Below are 22554 nucleotides of genomic sequence, written 5' to 3'. Positions count from 1 at the left end.
AAGCTACATGATTTGTGTAGGAAAACACGCCCCCAAATACGCCATTTACCCGCCCTTATTCCGACGTATTTATTTCGCAGAAAAGGCTTTAAGTACTTGCTCTTTGTAGTTAGGACTAATTGGAATAATGGCTTGGTTTGCCATAATGAGCTCTTGCAATTTCACCATTTTAATATGTGGTACGCCTACGATGTAAGATTTATGCGTCCGTACAAACATGGCTGCCGGTAAGGTTTCCTCTAACTTCTTCATGGTTAAATGCACCAAGTGGTGCTTGTTCCCCGGCAACATAATCTTTACATAATCTTTCGAAGCTTCGATAAATTGGATATCAGCATAGGGAATTTTGATAAAACCTCCTTTTTCCTTAACAAGCAAATGGTCGTCGGTCGAAGGAGTAGGAGAAGTTGTAGGCACAGTGGCTTGTAACTGTTGTTTTACCTTATTAACCGCTACGGTGAAGCGTTCTAAAGAAAAGGGTTTCAGTAGATAATCCACCACATTCAGCTCGTATCCTTGCAAAGCATACTCGGCGTAAGCCGTGGTAAAAATAACCTTCGGTGGGTTTTGCAAGGTTTTTAAGAAAGTAATGCCGTTCACTAAAGGCATTTCTATATCAAGGAAAACTAAGTCGATAGGGTGTTGTTCCAATTTGGCAAATGCTTCCATGGCATTCTTGCATTTGGCAACGAGGGTTAATCCTTCAGTTTGCAAAATGTATTGCTCTAATATTTGGTGAGCAATTACTTCATCGTCGGCAACAAGGCATTTGATCATGCTTTTAATTGTATGGTTAAATGTACTGAATAAATTGTATCGGTTTGTTCTATCTGTAACCGGTGGCGGTTGGGATAATAGAGTGCCAAGCGTTTTTTTACATTTTCAATCCCAACACCGCCATATGGCCCCCGTTGCATCGGCGTTACCGGCATCACGGAATTCTCTAGTTCAAATACCAGTTCTTCTTCATTCACCACCAACTCGCCCCGTATAAATGCATCATCCACCACGCGGTGCGCACCGTGCTTAAATACATTCTCCATAAACGGGATCAGCATTAATGGTGCTATACTAATGGCTGGGATAGGCGTAGCCGGCATCTGAAAATCAATATGGGCAGCAGGGTAACGCTTTTGCTCCATTTGCATGTAGTTGTCGAGGAAGGCAATGTCTTTTTCTAAGTCTACCGCATGATGCCTGCAATCGTAAAGTATATACCGCATCATATCGGAGAGTTTTAAGATATACGCAGGGGTATCTTTCGCACCCGTAATACTCATGCCATAAATACTATTGAGGGTATTGAATAAGAAGTGTGGGTGTAATTGCGCCTTGAGGGTATCAAGTTGCAAAGCCAAATGTTCTTTCTCTAAATTACTACGTTTGCGTTCATTTTGGGTGGCATACCGCATAAACATTACCGAGAAAAAGGCCATCATATCAGTTAATAGGAACTGTAGTTGCAATTGTGGTGCAAAGATGAGGCGTTCAAACATGCGTACCTGCGAGTTGTAAAATGGAATGGTAAGCGGGTTATGACTAACGGCTTGAAATACACTCGCTACAACATAACTGCAATACTTCGGAACAAACCAAAAGTAAAGGATGGTCACAAAGAATAACCATACAAACCGCCGTTTCTCCAACAGCTTAGCGCCAATCCAACGGTAGTAAGGTATTATATACAAGGTGGTGCCTATTGCATAGAGGATTAACTCCGGCATGGGGAAGTTGGTGCGTAAACGGGGTACATGTGTTTCCTCGGCAAAGGTGGCCCATTTGTAAATGCATACATATACCAACCACACGAGTATCTCGTAGGTCATTAATGGCTTCACGCCCCGGAAATATTGATGATACCATTTCTTCATACTATAAAACTACGCTTGCAAGGTGTTTTCAGCAGCTTTCCTTCGACAAAATGCAGCTTTTCTTCGACGAAATCAAGTCATTTTTATTTCGTAGAACAAAGCCGCTACTTCGTGGAATGCACCTTTTCCGGGTGCTCGCCGTGTTGTTGTTTTGCTATCGTAAACAATCGGAATTCAAAACAACAAACAAACATCTTTTATGAAAACGTTCTTTATCTCCCTATTCTTCTTAATGACTACTATAGCTGTACAAGCACAAGTGAAAATCGCCGGTAAGGTAGTCGACAGTACATCAAATACTGTATTACCCTTTGCTTCTATCCAAATCACCACAAATACGCAAAACTTTCAAACGACTGCCGACGAAAACGGCGTTTTTACTTTCAACAATATGCCCACCGGTATGTACAAAGTAGCCGTACAGTATATTGGTTACAAAGCATATTTGCAAGACAATATCAATATCCAACACGATTTTAACCTAACAATATCTATAGCAGCCGTCACCAAAACGCTCAAAGGTGTAGAAGTAACCGGCAGCAAACCCTTCATTGTCATGAAAAACGACAAGATCGTGGTAAATGTAGCCCAAAGCCCCATCACAGCCGGCCAAAATGTATACGAAACTTTGCTACGTGCACCTGGTGTAACGGATGGTAGTGGCCTGAAGTTTAGGAGCAAAACGCTTACCGTGTACATTAACGATCGTCCAACCCGCATGAGCGGCGAAGAACTGAAAGCCTACTTAGCTTCTATGCCGGCCAATACCATCGAAAGCATCGAAGTAATCCCGAACCCTTCCGCTAAGTACGAAGCGCAAGATGCTGCTATCGTAAACATAGTATTGGCTAAAGATAAGAACCTAGGCACCAATGGTACTGTAACTGCGGGTGTAGGTATGGGGCGCCACCCTCGTTATAACGGCGGACTTAGCTTAAATTACCGTTCTAAAAAGGTAAACGTTTACGGTAGCTTGGATTATATGAATACAGATATTGATAACAGTACGTTTACACACCGCTATTTAGGACAAGGTTTCGAAGTAGACGATCGTCAATTTGCGAATGATAAAAGCCAAAGTGCTACCTATAAAGTTGGTTTCGATTATACGCTCAGTAAGAAATCGTCTATTGGTGCTATGGTGCGTGGTGTGTATAGCGATCGTAACCGCGAGATGGAAAACCGTTCGATGTTGGAATTTGCGAATACCAACAAGGATTCTAGTTCTGTATTATTGAGCAAGGGTCATTATACTACCAACGCCCCTAACGCCAATATCTACTACAAAACCAAAGTAGGCAAGGCCGGCAACGATTTAAATATTAATGCCGATTACTTCCAGAACGAAAAAACACTGTCTGAGCATTTCCGTACCGATTACTTCGATGGTACTGCTAAAGAAGCGAAGATGAACAACTTAATGACAAACAATTCTCCCGGTAGCAGCCGTGTTAGCTCTATCAGTGCCGATTATACATTCCACATCAAGAAAGCAAAATTTGAAACAGGTGTAAGAAGTATTTTCACCAAAACCGATAACGACGCACATTGGGAAAACTTTATCAATGGTAATTGGGAAGAAGATTTGATCCGCAACAACCGCTTCATTTATAAAGAAAACATCTACGCCGGTTATGTAAACATGAACCAAAGCATTAAAAAGTTCGACTTCTCACTGGGTTTACGTGCCGAATATACACAAAGCGAAGGCCATTCTGTAACCTTGCAACAAACGAATGAGAACGATTATTTGAGCCTATTCCCAACGCTTGGTATTTATTACAACCAAAGTGAAAAACAACAGTGGAGCGCGAACTATAGTAGGAAAATTGAACGCTTTGGATTCAGTATCGTCAACCCGTTTATCATCTACCAAAGTCAATATGCTTACTACAAAGGTAATCCTAACATCCGTCCTACTTTCTCCGATAACTTCGAGTTAGGCTGGACTTACAATAACGAATGGATGGCGAGTGTTGCTTGGAACCGTTATTACGATGTATTGGCCAATACATTCACAAAAGATGGAGATGTAATGGTAAGTACTTACGAAAACATGCCATCTGCCAACCAAGTTACCATGAACTTAGCCTACAGCAAATCTTTATTCAAGAACAAAGTATATACTTCTACCACCTTAGGGGGTATCTATGCGAAATACAATGCCGATGCTGCAAGTGGATTGAATAATAGTACCGTGTCTTTATCTGTCATGGAAAGCGTGAGCTGGAGTTTTGCGAAGAATTGGAAATCTGAAGTAAATGCTTATTACCAATCCCCTTTACGTTTCGGTGCGTTCGATTTCAAAGATTATTTCATCATGAGCCTAGGTGTGTCTAAAACCATCTTAGATAAAAAAGGAACCATCTCTTTCAATGTGTCTGATATTTTCAACACGGCGAAACAAAAATATGCATCTGATTCTTACAATGCGCATGCATTTGTTCGTACAAATCCCGAAACGCGCATCTTCCGGTTAGTATTTAGCTACCGTTTCGGTAACCAACAAGTGAAAGCTGCCAAAGCGCGCCGCACTGTAATGGATGACGTGAAAAGAAGGATGAATGATTAAGGAATTTTGATTGTTTACACCCCCCGCGTTATTCGTCCAAATAGAAAGCCGCTCTCTATTCCATAGAGAACGGCTTTTTTGTATGCTAAGGGATTAGTAACGTTCGGGTTGTCCGTCTACTACCTTCCACAATATACCACCGATTAAACCGCCCACGATAGGACCAACAATAAATACCCATAAATGTGATATAGCATCGCCGCCCACAAATAAAGCAGGGCCAATACTCCGGGCAGGGTTAACAGATACACCTGTAACCGGTATGCCCACGATATGGATCATGGTTAAAGCCAAGCCAATGGCTAAACCTGCGAACCCAACGTTGCCATTATTCTTACTCGTAGATAAATGGATCACGAATAAGAAAATACAAGTGAATACTACCTCGAAAATTAACCCGCTGGTAAGCGAGAATTTATCGGGAGAACCACCTTCTACACCGTTCTGTCCTAATCCATTAGCGGCCAAACTATACTCTGGTCGACCTTGTGCAATGGAGTACAATAACGCAGCGGCGAGAATGCCGCCAATAATTTGCCCAATAATGTACACGAGCGTATCCTTGGCCGATAGTTTACCCATGGCCCACATGGAAATACTAATAGCCGGGTTAATGTGGCACCCGGTGATGTGACCAATAGAATAGCACATCGTTAATACAGAAATACCAAACGCGAAAGCGATACCTAGAAAACCAACGTGTGTGCCAGCTAATACGGCGCTACCGCAACCGATGAGTACAAGCACAAAGGTGCCGAGTAATTCGGCCATAAATTTTTGAGCAGTTGTAATCTTCATATGTGAGGATTTTGGAAGGGGAAATGAAACGTAACTATTGCATAACTATACAATCGAAAGGCTGGGAATGTTGTATTTGCCTAACTGTATTTTAGCGGTAAAGAGATGTAAAAGACGGGTTTAGGATGAAAATAATCCCAATTTCTCCTATACTTTTTATACTTTTCAAGGGATTTTAAACCGTTCAAAAATGGACTTGAAGCAAGATAATAGTGTATGGAAAGTGCTTAACTCATCTTATGTGAGCCAGCGCCCTTGGTTTACAGCTAGGGTCGATCACGTACAATTACCCAATGGCAACGAGATTGAAGAATACTATATACTCGAATACCCAGAATGGGTAAATGTAATAGCTATTACGAAAGAGAAAGAATTCGTGATGGTTAAACAATACAGGCATGGGATTGCTAAAACGGCTTACGAATTATGTGCCGGCGTAGTAGATGCCACCGATACTACGTTTCTTGCCGCTGCACAAAGGGAATTACTGGAAGAAACCGGCTACGGCAATGGTCGTTGGACTCCTTATATGCAAATTTCAGCCAATCCCGGTACGCATACTAACTTCACACACTGCTTTCTTGCGGAAGATGTAGAATTAGTAGCTCCACCTACCCTAGAAGCCACCGAAGATTTATCGGTTCATCTATTACAGCCAGCAGATGTAGTAAGCATCCTACAGGCTAATGAGATGCCCCAAGCTTTACACGCAGCTCCACTCTGGCGATATATTGCTGAACATCGTTTGTTGTAATCAAATAGGTCTAACTCACCATCTCAAAACAGGTGTTCCTTCAAATTAGCGATAATATGCAAGAGGCTCTACCCCTAAGTAGGGATTCCTATTTCAATATAGAATTGATTTCTTTGTATACATTCTTTACGAAAGAACTACTGTACATGTAAAGTTGGGATGTTACATGTATACGGATACTTACTATTCAGCTACGATTGGTAAGTATCCATTTTTTATGAATCTAATATGAATCGTTACAAGTGATTTTCTAAAGGTATACCCACTATATAATTATTCCCCCCACACTGTTATCATCACATTTCTTGCGCCTCCATAATTCCGATGTTCACAAAGGTAAATGCCTTGCCATGTACCTAAAGCTAGCTGGCCAGCTGTAACAGGTATGGTTACGGATGCACCCAAAAGGCTCGCTTTAATATGTGCTGGCATATCATCAGCACCTTCATCTGTATGCATATAATCGGGGTCGTTTTCTCGCACGGCTTTATTGAAATACGTTTCAAAGTCTTTTCGCACTGTAGGGTCGTAATTCTCGTTGATAGTTAGCCCCGCGGAGGTATGTTGTATGAACACTTGGCACATGCCGGTATTTATCGTACGTAGTTGCGGAATGGCCTGTAATACTTCGTCTGTTATAAGGTGAAAGCCCCGCGGGCGGGCTCGTAAACGAAGCGATGCTTGGAAAATCTTCATGGTGTAAAATTACAATTCTTTCGACAAGAGGATAAGATGTTTGCATTGAATGCCATCTTCAATGATCGTACCGGGGTAATGGGTGGTGAAGAAATGCTTTTTGATCAGTTGCATATCAAACCCCAAACGCTGGTATAAACCAAGTTGACGCAAACTGGAATTCCCGGTGCCGATATGTATTTGTGGGAACCCCAAATCGCGTGCTCTTGCAATAGCGTCATTAATTAACAAGCTACCAATACCACGTGCTTGCATGGCTTCATGCACGGCTATGTTCTTGATTTCAATGTAAGCACCGTCTTGCCATAGCACGTATACGCCTACTACTTCGCCGCCTACTTCGTATACAAACACGTTATTGTCGTCTAAGTAAGCGTCGATCATCTCTTTAGATGGATCTGCTAATAGCAAAAGATGGTATGGAATGGCCTCTCCATTTGCTAAAGGCCGCGCAAGGTAATTAGTTGCCATGGCTTTTAATTTGTCAAGATGTATTAATTTCACCTATTCAAATGTACATATGTCTTTACAATATCAACAACCCATGAAGGTAATTGTTACAGGTGCTACCGGTATGGTCGGGGAAGGTGTATTGCACGAGTGCCTTCAAAGTCCGTTTATCGCAGAAGTACTTGTTGTTACCCGTAGATCTACCGGTTACCAACATCCTAAGTTAAAGGAATTAATACACGACGATTTCTTCGATATATCGCCAATTGCAGCGCAATTGGCAGGCTACGATGCCTGTTATTTCTGCTTGGGTGTTTCATCTGTAGGGATGAGTCAAGAATTATACTACAAGTTTACCTACTTGTTAACCATGCAATTTGCCAAAGCGGTAGCAACGCATAGTAAACATTGCACCTTTATTTACGTAAGCGGTGCGGGTACCGATAGTAGCGAAAAAGGACGGAGTGCATGGGCTAGGGTGAAAGGTAAAACGGAGAATGATTTATTCAAATTGCCATTCAAACAATGCTATGCGTTTAGACCAGGCTTTATCAAGCCAACGCCAGGTTTGCGCTATAGTCACTCTTTGTATAAAGTGTTGAATTGGATATTCCCTATTGGCAGAGCCTTGTACCCGAAAGGTTTTGTCACATTAAGCGAATTGGGACAAGCTATGATCAATATCACGCGCCAAGGGTTTACAAAGAAAATAATAGATGGGAAAGATATTGCGCTGTTGGCGAAGTTGCCATCAGAGTAGTTTCTCGAAACATACACTTTCTTCGATACCAATGTATTTGCCGAAGTTCGGGATGCGTTGGTATCGATTTTTAGTATATAGACTGATCGCTTCGGGTTGTTTGATGCCTGTTTCTAAGATGAATCTTTTGTAGCCCAGTTCTATAGCCCAATTCTCGAGTGCTTGGAGTACTTGGGATGCCAAGCCACGGCTGCGTTTGTTTTCCGCTACATACATACGTTTCACCTCCATAACCCCTTCCTCATAGTGCTTCATGGCTCCACAACCTACCGCCACCTCGTTTTCGTACAGTAATACCACATGCTTAATCATATCTACTTTATTCAAAGCAGCAAAAAATGCATGGTCGTCGCCATCACGCGCTGCTAATTCTGCATCCAACAGCTTTACTAATCCTAAGAAATCGGTATTGTCCGACTGTGTACGAATAATCTGAACCATCTACAAACGATTTATGATTGTATTGCAACAAACACAATTTTTCCAAGAAATGCAAAACCTTAGGTGCTTGCACTAGAAGAAAAACTATTCCCTCGTCCATTTAAGCATAGATGGATAGGCCGAAGAACCCTTTTCTGCCGCTACGCAATAATCGTACGTCATACCTGTATTTTGCAACATAGACACCCCGAAAGCATGCTGTTTCTCGGGTGAACTATGTACTGAAGAATGCATACCCAGGTGGATATTCGCAGCATAATGCCATGCAGATGCCATCATTTCTTCAGCAGCATACCATTCCCTTCGCAACAAGCTTTGCGTAGACAAGGTATTGCGTTCTGCCTTTGGTACAACGGCTATTTGTGCAGCTTTCTCAAGTATTTCGCGGGGAATAGGTTCACGTTGAAAATCAATGTACATGGCCCCGTTTTGAATCAAAACACCGGGCGCAGCTTCTAGTGGGCTGAGGATGACTTCAATGCCGATCGACCGTATAAATTCAACGATCCTTTGGCTGGGCATAGGAATGGCGGTTGACATATTTACATTTAAATACAGCGTAAAGGTATGAAACTAAATGAAGTAATGAAATTTTAATTCTAAGAAGCCCTTCCTAGACCAAAAAAGGAACAAAAAGAAAGCGCTTAACTACCTTATGTATCAATCATTGATACCACAAGAAGTTAAGCGCAAAGTAGGTAAAACGTCTGCATTAAAGGAAATGCAGCGTTGTAATCGGGGCACAACAGTGGTTTGATAGTGCTTTCTTGGTATGCTCACTGTAATCACATGTACGATTATGCAGCATATCACGGTTAATAAACAGATTGCTAGCACAAAGATAAACAGTCCTCTATTTTAGCAGCCAGCGGAAGTATAACCGGGGTGAAATTTTGTATAACTGGCCATGAACCTGGCAAGAGTGGCCTCCAAAATGTAAAATACAACGCGCCCTGGCAAAGGCTTATAACCCATACAAACCAATAGAATGATGAAAGGCATACACAACATGCAGAAAAATATTACTTTGATTCCAATTAACAACAACATGAATTTCTTAGGTAATATAATTTGGCTCGTTTTCGGCGGCTTTTTCTCTTTTATTGGCTACATGGTAGGTGGCTTTATGATGTGTCTCACTATCATCGGCATCCCCTTCGGCTTACAAATGTTTAAAATTGGCTTCTTCACCCTATGGCCTTTCGGTTCCCAAATACGAGACGCCGAATACTCCACCGGCTGCATATCAACAATACTCAATATCGTATGGGCATTAACCGGCGGTATTTGCATGGCTATCAATCACTTGTTTTTCGGTTTCCTATTGTGCCTAACAATTATCGGTATTCCCTTTGGCCGACAACATTTTAAACTCATGAGTTTGTGTTTTACACCTTTTGGTAAAGTAATTATTTAACTATTGCCGTAGGCAGTAGAAAAAATATTCTCCCAATACCCCGTTTTCCTATGGCTGTAATTACATACTAATTGCCTTCATTTACTATTATAATACATCCTGTTTGTTACTTTCTTTGCTTCTCCAAAGAAAGTAACCAAAGAAAGGAGGACCAACGGCCAATGTACTGCGTGGCCGTTGGATCGGGGCTGTGATAGGGCTTTTGGAGTACTGTAGTGAAGGGCATTGGGTCTTTGAGGGGCCTGTTATGTTGGAAAATTGGATTTTCCCAACAAACAAGTCACCACACAAACTCAATCACAAAAAAAAACCGAACCAATTCCGCAATAATCCAGACAAACAGCCCGCATTTTCCCCTATCAGTAATGTGTTGAGGAAACTTGGTTATGCGGAAAATACGACAACCGGGAACCTAATCAACGCACCCACCTTAACACGACCCACCCACCCTTAATAGATGCAAGGCCAGCCCGCAGAACCATATTCCGAAATACATTACGGGGCCCACTGCCGCGGCCCTGGAGCGGCAAAGCCACATATCGATCAAAAGAAGAAATGAAAATACTACAGCAATAGAAGAAAGATGAAGCCCCAACAACATTTAATAAAAAATTACTTACCCCGCCTACGGCAGTATAAGGTCACTCCCAAGCCACTGGCAATAAAAAATTACTTTCCCCGCCTACGGCAGTAAAACACAATATCATCCTTGCTGATACTGCTTCAACATTTGCAAAGTCGCAGCAGCATAATGCCTACCTATAGGAATCGTAGCACCAGGCAAAGTAACATCAGAAGTACTAAACTGTTCTATCTTACTAATCGCAACGATAAAAGAACGATGAACACGTAAAAACTTACTAGCAGGTAACTTCTCCTCCATTTCACTAATAGAATGATACGTTTTATGTTGACCAGAAGTGGTATATATCAGAAGATAATTCTTTTGTGATTCGAAATATAGAATATCATCTAAGAAGATTTTGACCATCTTCTTTTCACATTTAATGAATACGAAAGGAGCAGCTGTACTTGCAGCAGGAGCAGGTTTAAGGGTTTCGATGGTATGTTTGTCGAGTTTGATGAAACGGTTAACGGCTTTTAAGAAGCGTTCGAAAGTGATAGGTTTTAATAAGTAATCAACAGCGTTGAGTTCAAAGCCTTCTACGGCATATTCTGAATGGGCCGTGGTAAAAATGACGTTGGGGGTGGGGGTAATGCTTTTAATGAAATCGATACCTGAGATACCGGGCATGTTAATATCGGTGAAAATTAAATCGATATGGTGCGTGTTTAAACAACGCATAGCTTGGGTGCCGCTATTGAACGTACCTACCAAGTGAAGTAATTCGATTTTAGATACGTAGTGTTCTAATATATCGGCTGCCGGTTTCTCATCTTCAATGATGATACAGTTAATGCTATTGTTCATCATGTGCTGCTAATTTTACTTTTAAATAAACAAAAAAGCTTTCTGCTGTTTGTGTAATCTTCAAGGTGTGTTTATCTTCATAGAGTAAGTCTAACCGCTTACGTACATTCTCTAGGCCAATACCATGATGTGTATCGTGGTTGTTGGTAACTTTCGGTGGTACACTGTTTTCAATTTGAGCAGTGAGCCAGCCGGGTTGAATGGAGATATACATCGTGATCCAGCTTTCGCCGGGGTCGGAATGCATGCAGTGTTTGAAACTGTTCTCTACAAAAGGAACCACTAAAAATGGTTCTATATATTGGCCGTCTAATGGGCCTCCTTCTACATTAAAGCTAATTTCAACATGATGATCGAAACGTGCTTTTTGTAGCGAAATGTAATCTTCGAGGTATTGGATTTCTTTGGAAAGGGGAATCTTTTTCGTACCCACTTCGTAAATTGAAAACCGTAAGAGCGACGAAATCCGTTGGACAATTTCGGCCGATGCAGGGGCCGTAATCATCGTTTTCGCATACAAGGTATTCAACACGTTAAATATAAAGTGCGGGTGGAATTGATTGCGTAACAAGTTCAATTCAGCTTGCGTCTTTTCTTCCGCTATTTTCATCGCCCTATTTTGCTCCATCACCCAGTTATAAAACAACTTCACACTAAAAGGTATCGTTACCACGAACTGCAACTTAATGATGCTATATAAAAATGGAGGAATAAGAAAAATAGGTTCCTTCTGCCAATGCGTGAGGAAGTATTCCAAGATGATCGCATTGTCGATAATACGCTGGAAAATGGAAAAGAGAATCAATAACGGTACATACGCCACCAAAAAGGCGAGAATCCTTTTCTTAAAGAGGTATTTCTCCATCAAAATTTCACACACAATCGCTACAAATATCACGCGCAACGGCAAACTAATCAATTCACCGGCGAATGCATTTTTATAGTCGTTGCTTTGCCCTCCTTGTATAAACCCGAATAATATGATGTACAAAAACCAGTACAGCGCATATAAACTTTTCTTCCCCAACCGCGAATTATTTAATTGGATCATATCATGAAATTCTTATAAGGAATATTTCATGCTGTTTCGCAAGCTAAAAAAATCCCTGCTAACAGCATTCTTTTTATACAAACGACAAGTTTTGCCGTATAAACTGCATGAATTTACATAAAAGTGCAATCTGCACCGTTTTCATAGCTTTCAAGATAAGCAAGAAGGATAGGCAAACATGATTATTTAACTTGCCCTTCACAACGTATATTCATTAATTCCAGGTTATGTTCAATCGGGTGACTATTGTGCTGGCGGCGCTCCTATGCTATTTGCCGTTAGCTGCACAGCAAGTGCAAATTTATCCCAGCAATTGGTGGGTTGGTATGAAAAAGAAACAAGTGCAATTGTTATTGCGCGGGGATCAGTTCGATGCTGTGAATGCACAAGTAACTGTTCAATACCCCGGTGTAACGCTCAATGGCACACATACCTTTGAAAATAACCGCTATTTAGCGGTGGATATTACGATTGCCGATAATGCACAACCAGGCCTCGTTCCCATTAAATATCAATACAAGAAAAAAACATATACACTACAATGGCCATTAGAAGCACGGGTAGGTAAACCAGGCCAAACCCATGCCGTAGGGGTTACATCGAAAGATGTAATCTACTTCCTCATGCCCGACCGCTTTAGTAATGGCGATCCAAGTAACGATAAAGTGCCCGGCCTACGCGATCAATCCCTCAATAGGCAAGAAATCTACGATCGACATGGTGGCGATTTCCAAGGTATTATCAATCACTTAGATTATTTACAATCATTAGGTGTCACCGCTTTATGGACTACCCCCGTACTCGAAAACGACATGCCTAACCGCACCGAACACGGCTACGCCATTACAAATCACTATAAAGTAGATGCCCGCTACGGTGGCGAAAAAATGTACCGCCAATTGAGCGACGAGTTGCACAAGCGCGGTATGAAGCTAATTCAAGATGCCGTATACAACCACATGGGCTCGTATAACTTCTTAGTAAAAGATATTCCTTCAAAAGATTGGTTAAACCAATGGCCCACTTTCACCAAAACCAACGCGAAAGATCAAACCCTGTTTGATCCCTATGCCGCACCATCCGATACCAAGCTGATGAGTGATGGTTGGTTTGTACCCGAGATGCCAGACTGGAACCAAAAAAATCCATTCGTGGCCAACTACATTATACAACACGCTATTTGGTACGTGGAAAAATTTGGTGTAGATGGTATTAGAATTGATACTTATATTTATAATGACTTGCCGTTCAGCAATGATTGTAATGCGGCCTTGGAAGCAGAATTCCCCAATATCACCTTGTATGGTGAAGCCTGGGTGAATGGCACCGCCAACCAAGCATTTTTCGCGCAAAACAACATTCAAACAGCATTTAAAAGTAACTTGCAAGGAGTAGTAGATTTCCAACTGTTGTTCTCAGGTATTATTCCTGCGCTTACTCAAGACTTTGGATGGAACACAGGTGTTAACCAGTTATATGCAACATTAAGTAACGATTTCTTGTACAAAGACCCAACAAGGAACGTACTATTCTTAGATAATCACGATTATAACCGTTTCTTTTCAACGGTGAAAGGAGATGTGGCGAAACAAAAAATCGCCTATCAATGGTTATTGACTTATAGAGGTATTCCGCAGCTTTATTATGGCTCCGAAATCCTTATGAAAGGCGAAACCAATCCAGATGGCTGGGTACGATTGGATTTTCCAGGCGGGTGGGCAGGTGATACCGTGAATGCGTTTACCGGTAAAGGTTTAACGGATGACCAATTATCCATGCAAACCATGGTAAAGCAATTAGGCCAGTTCCGCTTGCGCGCTACTGCTTTACAAACAGGCAAGCTAATGCAGTACGTGCCGAAAGAAGGATTGTACGTATACTTTAGGTACGACGATCAACAAACTGTAATGTGTGTGATGAACACAAACAAGAATGCCCGCCCGGTTGAATTTGCACGCTACGTAGATAGAATCGGCGGCTTCAAAACAGCACGCAATGTGCTTACGAATGAAAAGATAAATATTGATAGTGATAGACAAATTCCAGGTATGACCATGTGGGTGCTGGAATTAGAAAAGTAATAGCCGGTTTAACGGCGAACCGGTATTGATTGCAGCAAAATTAAACATCGCATGTTGAAATACATTCATGCTTTTTTATTGTTACTCGTTACATATTGTTGCGCGGCACAAGTGCGCATTACAATTGTAAACACGGTGCCAATGCCGGTTCCCAATAAACCCTTGTTTCTTGCAACCGATTTTAATGGCTGGAGTCCCAACGACCCCAATTACGCTTTCAAACTCGATGCAAGCGGGCATTATTACCTCGATATACCCCATCCGCCCGAACGTTTCGAATATAAAGTCACCAACGGGAATTGGGCCTTAGCAGAGGGCGACGATATCGGGGGGAATATCCCTAACCGCGTATACAACGCTGCTACTTTCGCAGACCCGCACAACATACAAGTCAATATTGCAGGCTGGGAAAACAAACTCATCTACACTTTCATCGTGCGCAGTATTCCTAAAAGTACACCACACGATGCCGCGTTATACATCACGGGCAATTTCAACGATTGGGAACCCGGTAATCCATTATACAAACTACAACACCACGAAGACGGCACCTGGCGCGTTAGCATTTTCACCAGCTTGAATGCCATTAAGTACAAGTTTACCCGCGGTAACTGGGAATCGGTAGAAGGGCGCAGTAGTGGCAAGGCTTTGCCTAACCGGGAAGTAAAACACAACGAAGGTAAAGGTGCAACAAATATCGAAGTGAACATCGATGGCTGGGAAGATCTCGCGGCAACTTTCAACTTCTACTCATTGTACGATTTGTTGTTGTTGCTTTCGGCCTTCCAAGGCTTGCTGCTAATTATTGCTATTCCTACCATTCAAGATTATAACCGCGCAGGTAATCGCTGGTTGGTGATTACGATTGCATTTGTATCATGCATGATTTTCTTGCGGGTAATAGGGAGCTATCGCCCAGCAGCAGAAGCGTTCACGAAAATATTGCTGATACCGGATTTTGCAATCTTCTTGTATGCACCGTTGTTTTACATCTATCTGCAAAAATTATTATTCAACCATACCCCGCGCAATAAGCGGCAAGTATACCATTTCATTCCTTCCATTTTACAAGTGGCGGTGTATTTACCGTTCTTTTTGTTGAGTGATAGGGCTTTACAATTGGATATGATGAACCAAGACCCGCTGTTAATGGGCGTGTTCTTAGGTTCCGGCTTATTGGGATTGGCATGGAATATATATTATTGGTTTTTATTTAGGGCCACCTTGCGCTTTTACAAAGCGCAGTTCATGACGAATTTTTCGTACGAACAAAACCTAAATTATCTCAACACTGTTCATGTTATACAAGCAGTGTGTTTGGGCATGTGGCTGTTTATGTTCATCGCTTTAGGCGCTGGCTATATGTTCAATTTACACGTTTGGTTGGTGGTGGAAAGAAGTGTAGACATGATTTGGTTAGTATTTTCTACGATTACCTACTTCGTAGGGTACTACGCCATTCACCAGCCCGAGATATTTAAAGTGTCGCCGCAGAAGAACTTCTCCATGTTCGACCCGGCACCTTTAGAAAAAGAAGTAGTGGAGTTGAAGATAGAAACGGAAGAACCCATTACGCTCGTTGCCCCGGCCGGGGAAAGCGAGAACGAAAGTATACAACAACTCATGGAAGCGGTGGAAGGCTTCATGCACAAAAGCAAGCTATTCACCAACCCACGCCTCAGCCTGAACGAGCTGGCCCAAAAAATCCAAATGCCGGTGCATACCCTGTCGAAAGTGTTGAACGATGGCTTTGGAAAGAATTTCTTCGATTTCGTGAACGGGTTCCGGGTAGAAGAGTTCAAAAAGCGGGTAGATAACCCCCGTTTTAAAAACCACACATTATTAAGCATTGCCTACGATGTAGGGTTCAATTCTAAAACTGCTTTTAATAGATCCTTTAAAAAAATAACCGGGCAAACTCCCCGGGAATACTACAGTGAAACAATGATGAAAGAAGAGTAAAATTTCCGGGAAAGGTAGCCCCGGAAATATGTGCCACATTATAAAGTGGTTCGCTTATAAGAGAATGTAAATATTTTAAATTCAATTGGTTACAACAAAAGTCTTTCGTTTTAAACAAAAATCGAATGGCGTAGAAAGTGGGGCGTTACGAGCGCAGTGGAAGGGTATATTTGCCATCAATGATTTTCATGCTAAACGAAAATTTATCCCATTTATCCAGGTAGCGAATAACTGGGGACCACGTAAACTGACATTTTTATTTTTTCAAATCCGAACGTTATGAAAAAGTTTTACCATCAACTTTTCCTATGCACTGTAGCTTTATTACTGGGTAGCTTCTCAGTATATGGCCAGGTGACGGTATCAGGGAAAGTGACTGATGCGAATGCCGGTATTGCATTACCGGGTGTGAGTGTGCAAATTAAGGGCACATTGAGGGGAGCGCAAACCGATGCAGAAGGGCAGTACACCATTCAAAATGTGACGCCCGAATCCATCTTGGTATTTAGCTTCTTGGGTAAAGTATCCCAAGAAATTACCGTTGGTGCCAATAAAGTCATCAACGTTAAGTTGGCCGATGCGGCACGCGACCTCTCGGAGGCAGTTGTGATTGGTTATGGTACCGCTAAGAAGAAAGATCTTACAGGGTCCATCACCTCTATTTCTTCAAAAGATTTCCAACCTGGTAGTATTCAAACCCCCGAACAGCTGATTATCGGTAAAGTAGCGGGTGTTTCTATTACTTCTAATAGTGGTCAGCCCGGCGTAGGTAGCACTATCCGTATCCGCGGTGGTTCCTCCCTCAATGCCAGCAACGACCCCCTCATCGTTATCGACGGGGTGCCTTTGAGTGGTGGTACTATTTCTGGTGCACCTAACCCATTGAGCCTCATTAACCCGAACGATATCGAATCTTTTACCGTTTTAAAAGATGCCTCTGCTACTGCTATCTACGGTTCGCGCGCATCAAATGGTGTTATCTTAATCACCACTAAAAAAGGTAAAAGCGGTCGCCCAACAATCAATTTCAACTCGAACGTGTCTTTATCGAAAATCGCCCGCCGTGTACAAACTTTGTCGGCAGCAGAAATTCGTCAATATGTCGATTCTTTAGGCACCCCGGCTCAAAAAGCATTACTGGGAACTGCTAATACCGATTGGCAAGACGAGATCTATAGAGATGCCATTACCAACGATAACAACCTCAGCATCACTGGTGCTGTAAAAAATATGCCTTACCGCGTATCGGTAGGTTACTTAAACCAACAAGGTATTTTGATCACCGATAAATTGCAACGTGCTTCCGGTTCAATCAATTTAAGCCCTCGCTTCTTCGACGATCACTTAAAAGTGAACGTAAACTTGAAAACAGCGGCAACAAGAGCACATTATGCCAACCAAGGCGCTATCATCAACGCGGTGCAATTCGATCCTACACAACCTGTTAGAGATTCGAGCAGCCCGTTTGGTGGTTATTTCGAGTGGGCTACTACAGATCCTGCAACGGGCGTAGTAACCATCAACCCGAACGCACCACGTAACCCGGTTGGTTTAATTCGCATGCAAGACAACAACGGTAAATCTGACCGTACTTTCGGTAATATCGAGTTCGATTACAAATTCCATTTCTTACCTGGATTGCGTTTGAATGTAAACTTAGGTATGGATGCTACGAAAGGTTGGGGTACCACGTATGTACCTGCAAACGCCGGTCAAGCTGTAGCTACAAAAGGACAAAACAACCAATACTTGCAACGTATGTTTAACCGTGTAGGTGAAGCATACTTAAACTATGTGAAGGATATTAAATCTATCAAAAGTAACATCAACGTAACGGCAGGTTACGGTTACTACGATAATAAAACGAAGATTTATAACTTCCCTTCATACAGTGCTAATAAAGATACTATCGCAGGTTCTGTTCCTAAATTCCCATACGATATTCCGCAGAATACCTTGATTTCTTACTATGGTCGTTTGATTTATACGTTGAATGATAAGTACATTTTAGCGGCATCTTTGAGAACGGATGGTTCTTCCAGGTTCTCTAAAAATAACCGTTGGGGCGTGTTCCCATCAGCGGCTTTAACATGGAGAGCAAACAGGGAGAATATTTTCAAAGATGCTAAGACATTATCTGATTTGAAATTGCGTTTAAGCTACGGTGTAACGGGTAACCAAGATGGTATCGCCAACTACTCGTACTTGCCGATTTACTCTTTATCATCTAATGCTTCTTTATATCAAATCGGTGATCAATTCGTAACCATGTCGGCCCCGGCAGCATACGATGCGAACATTAAATGGGAAGAAACAGCTACGTATAACGCAGGTATCGATTTCGGTTTCTTAAACGATCGCTTACGTGGTTCGGTAGATGTGTACTTTAAGAAAACCAAAAACCTCTTAAACACCGTTCCAATTCCAGTAGGTTCTAACTTCTCGAACCAAATCTTAACGAACGTTGGTAATATCGAAAACAAAGGTATCGAGTTAAGCTTAGGTGCTACACCGGTTCGTACAGGTAAAATGACTTGGGATGTAGGCTTCAACCTCACATACAACGATAATAAAATTACCAACCTTACGGCTGTTACCGATCCTAGCTTCATTGGTAACTTAACTGGTGGTATTACAGGCGGTACGGGTCAAACCATTCAAATTCATAGCGTAGGGTATAATACCTTCTCTTACTTCGTGTACAAACAAGTGTATGATAAGAATGGTAAACCCATCGAAGGTGTGTATGAAGATTTGAATAAAGACGGTGTGATCAACCAAAAAGATATGTACCGCTACAAATCGCCATTTGCGAAAGTGATGATGGGTTTCAATACACAATTCTCTTACGACAAATGGACGATATCGACTGTATTGCGTGCGAACTTGGGTAACTACATGTACAACAACGTAGCATCGAACTTCGCTGTACGTAGAAACATTTTGAACCCACAAAACATCATCGCCAACAGTACGAAAGACGTATTCGAGTCGAACTTCTACAACAACCAATACCAGTCGGATTACTACGTACAAAATGCATCATTCTTACGCATGGATAATTTGAACTTAAGTTATAACGCCGGTAGAATTTGGCGCGATAAAGTAAACTTACGCGTAAACGCTACTTGCCAAAACGTATTCGTAGTAACGAAATACAAAGGCTTAGACCCAGAGGTGAATGGCGGTATCGATTATAACTTATATCCAAGATCAAGAACTTATGTGTTGGGTGTAAATCTTGACTTTTAATTAAAACCACGTACGACATGAAAAAGAATTTCTTAAAAATAGCAGGTTTTGTAGGACTGATGGCAGTTGGAATGGCTTCTTGTACGAAGGATTTGGACAGGATGCCTACAAACTCCATTACTTCTGAAGTAACATATAAAGACGTAGCAGGTTATAAAAGCGTGCTCGCCAAAGTATACGGTAGCTATGCTACTCCCGGTAACGACGGTATTAACCAATCCGATTTAGCGGGTCTCGATCCAGGACAAGGCGATTTCCTTCGCTTGTTTTGGAATGCGCAGGAACTGTCTACCGAGGAAGCACATTGCGTATGGAATGATCCAGGTATTCCCGACTTCCATAACCTTAACTGGACGAGCTCTAACGTATTATTAGCCGGTTTGTATAACCGTAGTTTATACCAAATTACAGTGGCCAACGAATTAATCCGTGAATCATCGGATGCGAAAGTAGCGGGTCGTGGTATCTCTGGAAAAGATGCGGAAGACATTAAGAAATACCGTGTGGAAGCGCGCTTTTTAAGAGCTTTTCAATACTGGGTACTACTCGATTTATTCGGTAACCCACCATTTGTAACTGAAAACGATCCAATCGGTAAATACATTCCTCCACAGATTAAACGTGCCGATTTGTTCGCTTATATAGAGAAGGAATTGAAAGAAATTGAACCGGAAATGATTGGTGCTAGGCAGAATGAATACGGTCGTGCCGATAAAGCAGCAGTTGATGCATTGCTTGCACGTTTGTATTTGAACGCGGAAGTGTACTTGGGTGCAGGTAAAGGCCGTTATGCCGATGCTGTTACCTACGCGAAAGCTGCTATTGATGGAGGTTACACCTTGCATCCAACCTATAAGAACTTGTTCTTAGGAGATAACAACTTGAACAACCCGGAAGTAATATTAAGCATCAACTACGATGGTACAAAAACACAGAATAACGGTGGTACTACCTTCTTAATTAATGCTGCAATTAACGCCGATATGAACCCCGCTTCATTTGGTGTACCGAATGGCGGTTGGGGTGGTAACCGTGCAACGAAAAATTTGCCGGATTTATTTACCAATGTAGCAGATAAACGTGCCATGTTCTACGGTGATGATGCAGAGATTACGAACGTAGCGGATTTCAAACAAGGTAAGAAAATTACAAAGTTCAGAAACGTAACTACTGCCGGTGCGGTAATACCTTCTCCAAGAGGTGATGGCTCTAGTGTTGACTTCCCATTGTTCCGCTTAGCAGAAATGTATTTGATTTATGCAGAAGGCGTGAAACGTGGTGGTACTACGGGTACAGAAGCACAAGCATTGGTTTACTTAAACAACTTGCGCCAACGCGCTTATGGTAATACAAGCGGTAATATCAGCAGCTACGATTTACAATATGTTTTAGATGAAAGAGGAAGAGAGTTGTATTGGGAAGGCTTCCGTAGAACGGATTTAATTCGCTACGATAAATTCACCAGCAGCACATACTTATGGCCTTGGAAAGGCGGCGTAAAAGATGGTAGAGGGGTAGAGGCATACCGTAAAATATACCCTATTCCATCAACCGACTTAACAGCTAACCCATCGTTGAAACAAAACGATGGTTATTAATCGAATCTTGACGCTAAAATATTTGCATACATGAAACAGATTTCTCAATATATTTTACTCATTTGCCTAGGCAGCATGGCGTTTATGTCGTGCAAAAAGGATGAAGTGCGTACCGTAGCCGGTGATGGTACATCGCCTACCTTAGCGAGTAATAAAACCACCTTGGTATTAGATAAAGCTACACCCGATGCGCAAGCAATTACCTTTAATTGGAATGCGTCCTCTTTTGGGTTTAATGGTGTGGTGTTATATAGTGTTGAAGTAGCGAAGAAAGGAACCAATTTTGCCGATGCAAAATCATCTTCCGCCGATACGTTAACGAAAAGCTTCACCGTATCGGAATTCAACTCCTTCGCGAATGGTTTGGGATTAGATCCAGGTGTTGCCGGTGAAGTAGAAGTACGCGTAAAAGCCTACTTAAGCGACACTTACAAACCCGCTTACTCCAATGTATTAACAGTAACCGTTACACCATACCTCGACTTAATCGATTACCCATCTATTTACATGCCGGGTAGCCACCAAGGTTGGAACCCAGAAACAGCACCAAACTTAGCAGCCATCAACACTACGAAACCAAAATTCTATGAAGGTTACGTATACTTACCGGATGCAAGCACCTTGTTCAAATTCACCCCTGGTCGTAAATGGGATGGTGATATGGGTGGTACATTCACTGCAGGTAACACCGGTAATTTTGGTACATCATTAAGAGACAACATGGAAATCAATGGTGCCGGCAACTACTATATCACCGCCGATCACACCAACGATCCTGGCACATGGAAAGCCATAAAAGCGAACTGGGGCATCATCGGTAACGCTACCGGCTCTTGGGATGTTGATAAAGACATGACTTACGACGTAGCCTCTAAAACATGGAAAATTACCTTGGACATGGTACCAGGCGAATTCAAATTCCGTGCAAACGACGCCTACGATCTCAACTTCGGCGACGATAAACCCGCCGATCCATTCTTAAACTACAACGGCGCCAACATTAAATTGGATGCTGCCGGCACATACGAAATCACACTGAACCTTACCAATCCAGGTAACTACCAGTACACGATCAAGAAATTGTAGTGCAACGAAACGCAGAGCGCTGCATTACGTACGTGGATTTTACCCCCAGAGGGTGTTTCGCAAGAAACACCCTCTTTTTAATAACACACACTAATAATTCAACGAATAGTATAATACTATCTTCCCCCCTTCTTCCCAACCCCCTATCCTCCAAAAAACAATCATCCCCCCAGTAACAACAAACCCAACCCCAGTACCAACAACCCCAACCCCAATAACAAACCCAACCCCAACACAACAGGCACCACAAAGAACCCAACGCCCTTCACCACAGTAGCACCAAAGCCCCATCAACATCCCGATCAAACGGCGACGCAGTCTTTCGCCGTTTGT

Annotated in this window: 18 protein-coding genes; 9 read left to right on the top strand and 9 right to left on the bottom strand. The window is 42.2% G+C overall.

Going from position 1 to position 22554, the window contains the following annotated elements:
- Window positions 1-69: 69 nt before the first annotated feature.
- Together LX64_RS07285 and LX64_RS07280 are read right to left on the bottom strand one after the other, a co-directional pair.
- The gene (locus LX64_RS07285) at window positions 70-777 is read right to left on the bottom strand and encodes a LytR/AlgR family response regulator transcription factor (protein WP_111596938.1); all 708 of its coding nucleotides are present in this window, start codon (window positions 775-777) and stop codon (window positions 70-72) included.
- Window positions 774-1871, bottom strand: coding sequence for a sensor histidine kinase (locus LX64_RS07280; protein ID WP_111596937.1), 1098 nt, complete (start codon window positions 1869-1871; stop codon window positions 774-776). The genes LX64_RS07285 and LX64_RS07280 overlap by 4 nt, the downstream gene beginning before the upstream one ends.
- 199 nt (window positions 1872-2070) lie before the next feature.
- Between LX64_RS07280 and LX64_RS07275 the strand changes: the two genes are divergently transcribed.
- Window positions 2071-4443, top strand: coding sequence for an outer membrane beta-barrel family protein (locus LX64_RS07275; RefSeq protein ID WP_111596936.1), 2373 nt, complete (start codon window positions 2071-2073; stop codon window positions 4441-4443).
- Window positions 4444-4536: 93 nt separating this feature from the next.
- Here the strand turns inward: LX64_RS07275 and aqpZ are convergent, their stop codons facing one another.
- Window positions 4537-5241: an aquaporin Z gene (gene aqpZ, locus LX64_RS07270; protein WP_211324759.1), complete on the bottom strand. Its 705-nt coding sequence runs from the start codon at window positions 5239-5241 to the stop codon at window positions 4537-4539.
- Window positions 5242-5431: 190 nt separating this feature from the next.
- Between aqpZ and LX64_RS07265 the strand changes: the two genes are divergently transcribed.
- The gene (locus LX64_RS07265) at window positions 5432-5995 is read left to right on the top strand and encodes an NUDIX hydrolase (RefSeq protein ID WP_111596935.1); all 564 of its coding nucleotides are present in this window, start codon (window positions 5432-5434) and stop codon (window positions 5993-5995) included.
- 273 nt (window positions 5996-6268) lie between these two features.
- Here the strand turns inward: LX64_RS07265 and LX64_RS07260 are convergent, their stop codons facing one another.
- The gene (locus tag LX64_RS07260; RefSeq protein ID WP_111596934.1) at window positions 6269-6691 is read right to left on the bottom strand and encodes a secondary thiamine-phosphate synthase enzyme YjbQ; all 423 of its coding nucleotides are present in this window, start codon (window positions 6689-6691) and stop codon (window positions 6269-6271) included.
- 9 nt (window positions 6692-6700) lie between these two features.
- Entirely contained in the window at window positions 6701-7162 is a 462-nt protein-coding gene (locus tag LX64_RS07255; protein ID WP_111597068.1) for a GNAT family N-acetyltransferase, read from the bottom strand.
- A 49-nt stretch (window positions 7163-7211) separates the two neighbouring features.
- Here LX64_RS07255 and LX64_RS07250 point away from each other — a divergent pair, with 49 nt between their 5' ends.
- Entirely contained in the window at window positions 7212-7901 is a 690-nt protein-coding gene (locus tag LX64_RS07250) for an NAD-dependent epimerase/dehydratase family protein (protein WP_245952581.1), read from the top strand.
- On the opposite strand, the gene LX64_RS07245 is transcribed toward LX64_RS07250, so the two are convergent.
- Both LX64_RS07245 and LX64_RS07240 read right to left on the bottom strand, forming a co-directional pair.
- The gene (locus tag LX64_RS07245) at window positions 7893-8342 is read right to left on the bottom strand and encodes a GNAT family N-acetyltransferase (protein WP_111596933.1); all 450 of its coding nucleotides are present in this window, start codon (window positions 8340-8342) and stop codon (window positions 7893-7895) included. The two genes, LX64_RS07250 and LX64_RS07245, sit on opposite strands and share 9 nt — an antisense overlap.
- A gap of 84 nt (window positions 8343-8426) precedes the next feature.
- Complete coding sequence (locus LX64_RS07240) at window positions 8427-8882, bottom strand: hypothetical protein (protein ID WP_111596932.1); 456 nt, start codon at window positions 8880-8882, stop codon at window positions 8427-8429.
- A gap of 448 nt (window positions 8883-9330) precedes the next feature.
- Here LX64_RS07240 and LX64_RS07235 point away from each other — a divergent pair, with 448 nt between their 5' ends.
- Window positions 9331-9759, top strand: a complete 429-nt coding sequence (locus LX64_RS07235; RefSeq protein WP_245952579.1) for a YccF domain-containing protein — start codon at window positions 9331-9333, stop codon at window positions 9757-9759.
- A 703-nt stretch (window positions 9760-10462) separates the two neighbouring features.
- Here LX64_RS07235 and LX64_RS07230 read toward each other — a convergent pair.
- The gene (locus tag LX64_RS07230) at window positions 10463-11194 is read right to left on the bottom strand and encodes a LytR/AlgR family response regulator transcription factor (protein ID WP_111596931.1); all 732 of its coding nucleotides are present in this window, start codon (window positions 11192-11194) and stop codon (window positions 10463-10465) included.
- The gene (locus LX64_RS07225; protein ID WP_111596930.1) at window positions 11181-12242 is read right to left on the bottom strand and encodes a sensor histidine kinase; all 1062 of its coding nucleotides are present in this window, start codon (window positions 12240-12242) and stop codon (window positions 11181-11183) included. The genes LX64_RS07230 and LX64_RS07225 overlap by 14 nt, the downstream gene beginning before the upstream one ends.
- Window positions 12243-12469: 227 nt before the next feature.
- On the opposite strand from LX64_RS07225, the gene LX64_RS07220 reads away from it, so the two are divergent.
- The 5 genes from LX64_RS07220 to LX64_RS07195 all read left to right on the top strand — a co-directional run bounded on the left by LX64_RS07220 (window position 12470) and on the right by LX64_RS07195 (window position 22221).
- Entirely contained in the window at window positions 12470-14323 is a 1854-nt protein-coding gene (locus LX64_RS07220) for an alpha-amylase family glycosyl hydrolase (protein ID WP_111596929.1), read from the top strand.
- A 51-nt stretch (window positions 14324-14374) separates the two neighbouring features.
- Window positions 14375-16285 (top strand): helix-turn-helix domain-containing protein, encoded by a 1911-nt coding sequence (locus LX64_RS07215; RefSeq protein WP_111596928.1) that lies wholly within the window; start codon window positions 14375-14377, stop codon window positions 16283-16285.
- Window positions 16286-16564: 279 nt separating this feature from the next.
- Window positions 16565-19537, top strand: coding sequence for a SusC/RagA family TonB-linked outer membrane protein (locus LX64_RS07205; protein ID WP_111596926.1), 2973 nt, complete (start codon window positions 16565-16567; stop codon window positions 19535-19537).
- A gap of 17 nt (window positions 19538-19554) precedes the next feature.
- On the top strand, window positions 19555-21135 hold the full coding sequence (locus tag LX64_RS07200) for a RagB/SusD family nutrient uptake outer membrane protein (RefSeq protein ID WP_111596925.1): 1581 nt from the start codon (window positions 19555-19557) through the stop codon (window positions 21133-21135).
- A gap of 30 nt (window positions 21136-21165) precedes the next feature.
- Window positions 21166-22221: a SusE domain-containing protein gene (locus tag LX64_RS07195; protein ID WP_111596924.1), complete on the top strand. Its 1056-nt coding sequence runs from the start codon at window positions 21166-21168 to the stop codon at window positions 22219-22221.
- Window positions 22222-22554: the final 333 nt, after the last annotated feature.

The organism is Chitinophaga skermanii, from assembly GCF_003259335.1.
GTDB classification, from domain to species: Bacteria; Bacteroidota; Bacteroidia; order Chitinophagales; family Chitinophagaceae; genus Chitinophaga; species Chitinophaga skermanii.
Note: the sequence above shows the minus strand (reverse complement) of the source record. Positions and strands in the feature narration are given on the sequence as shown.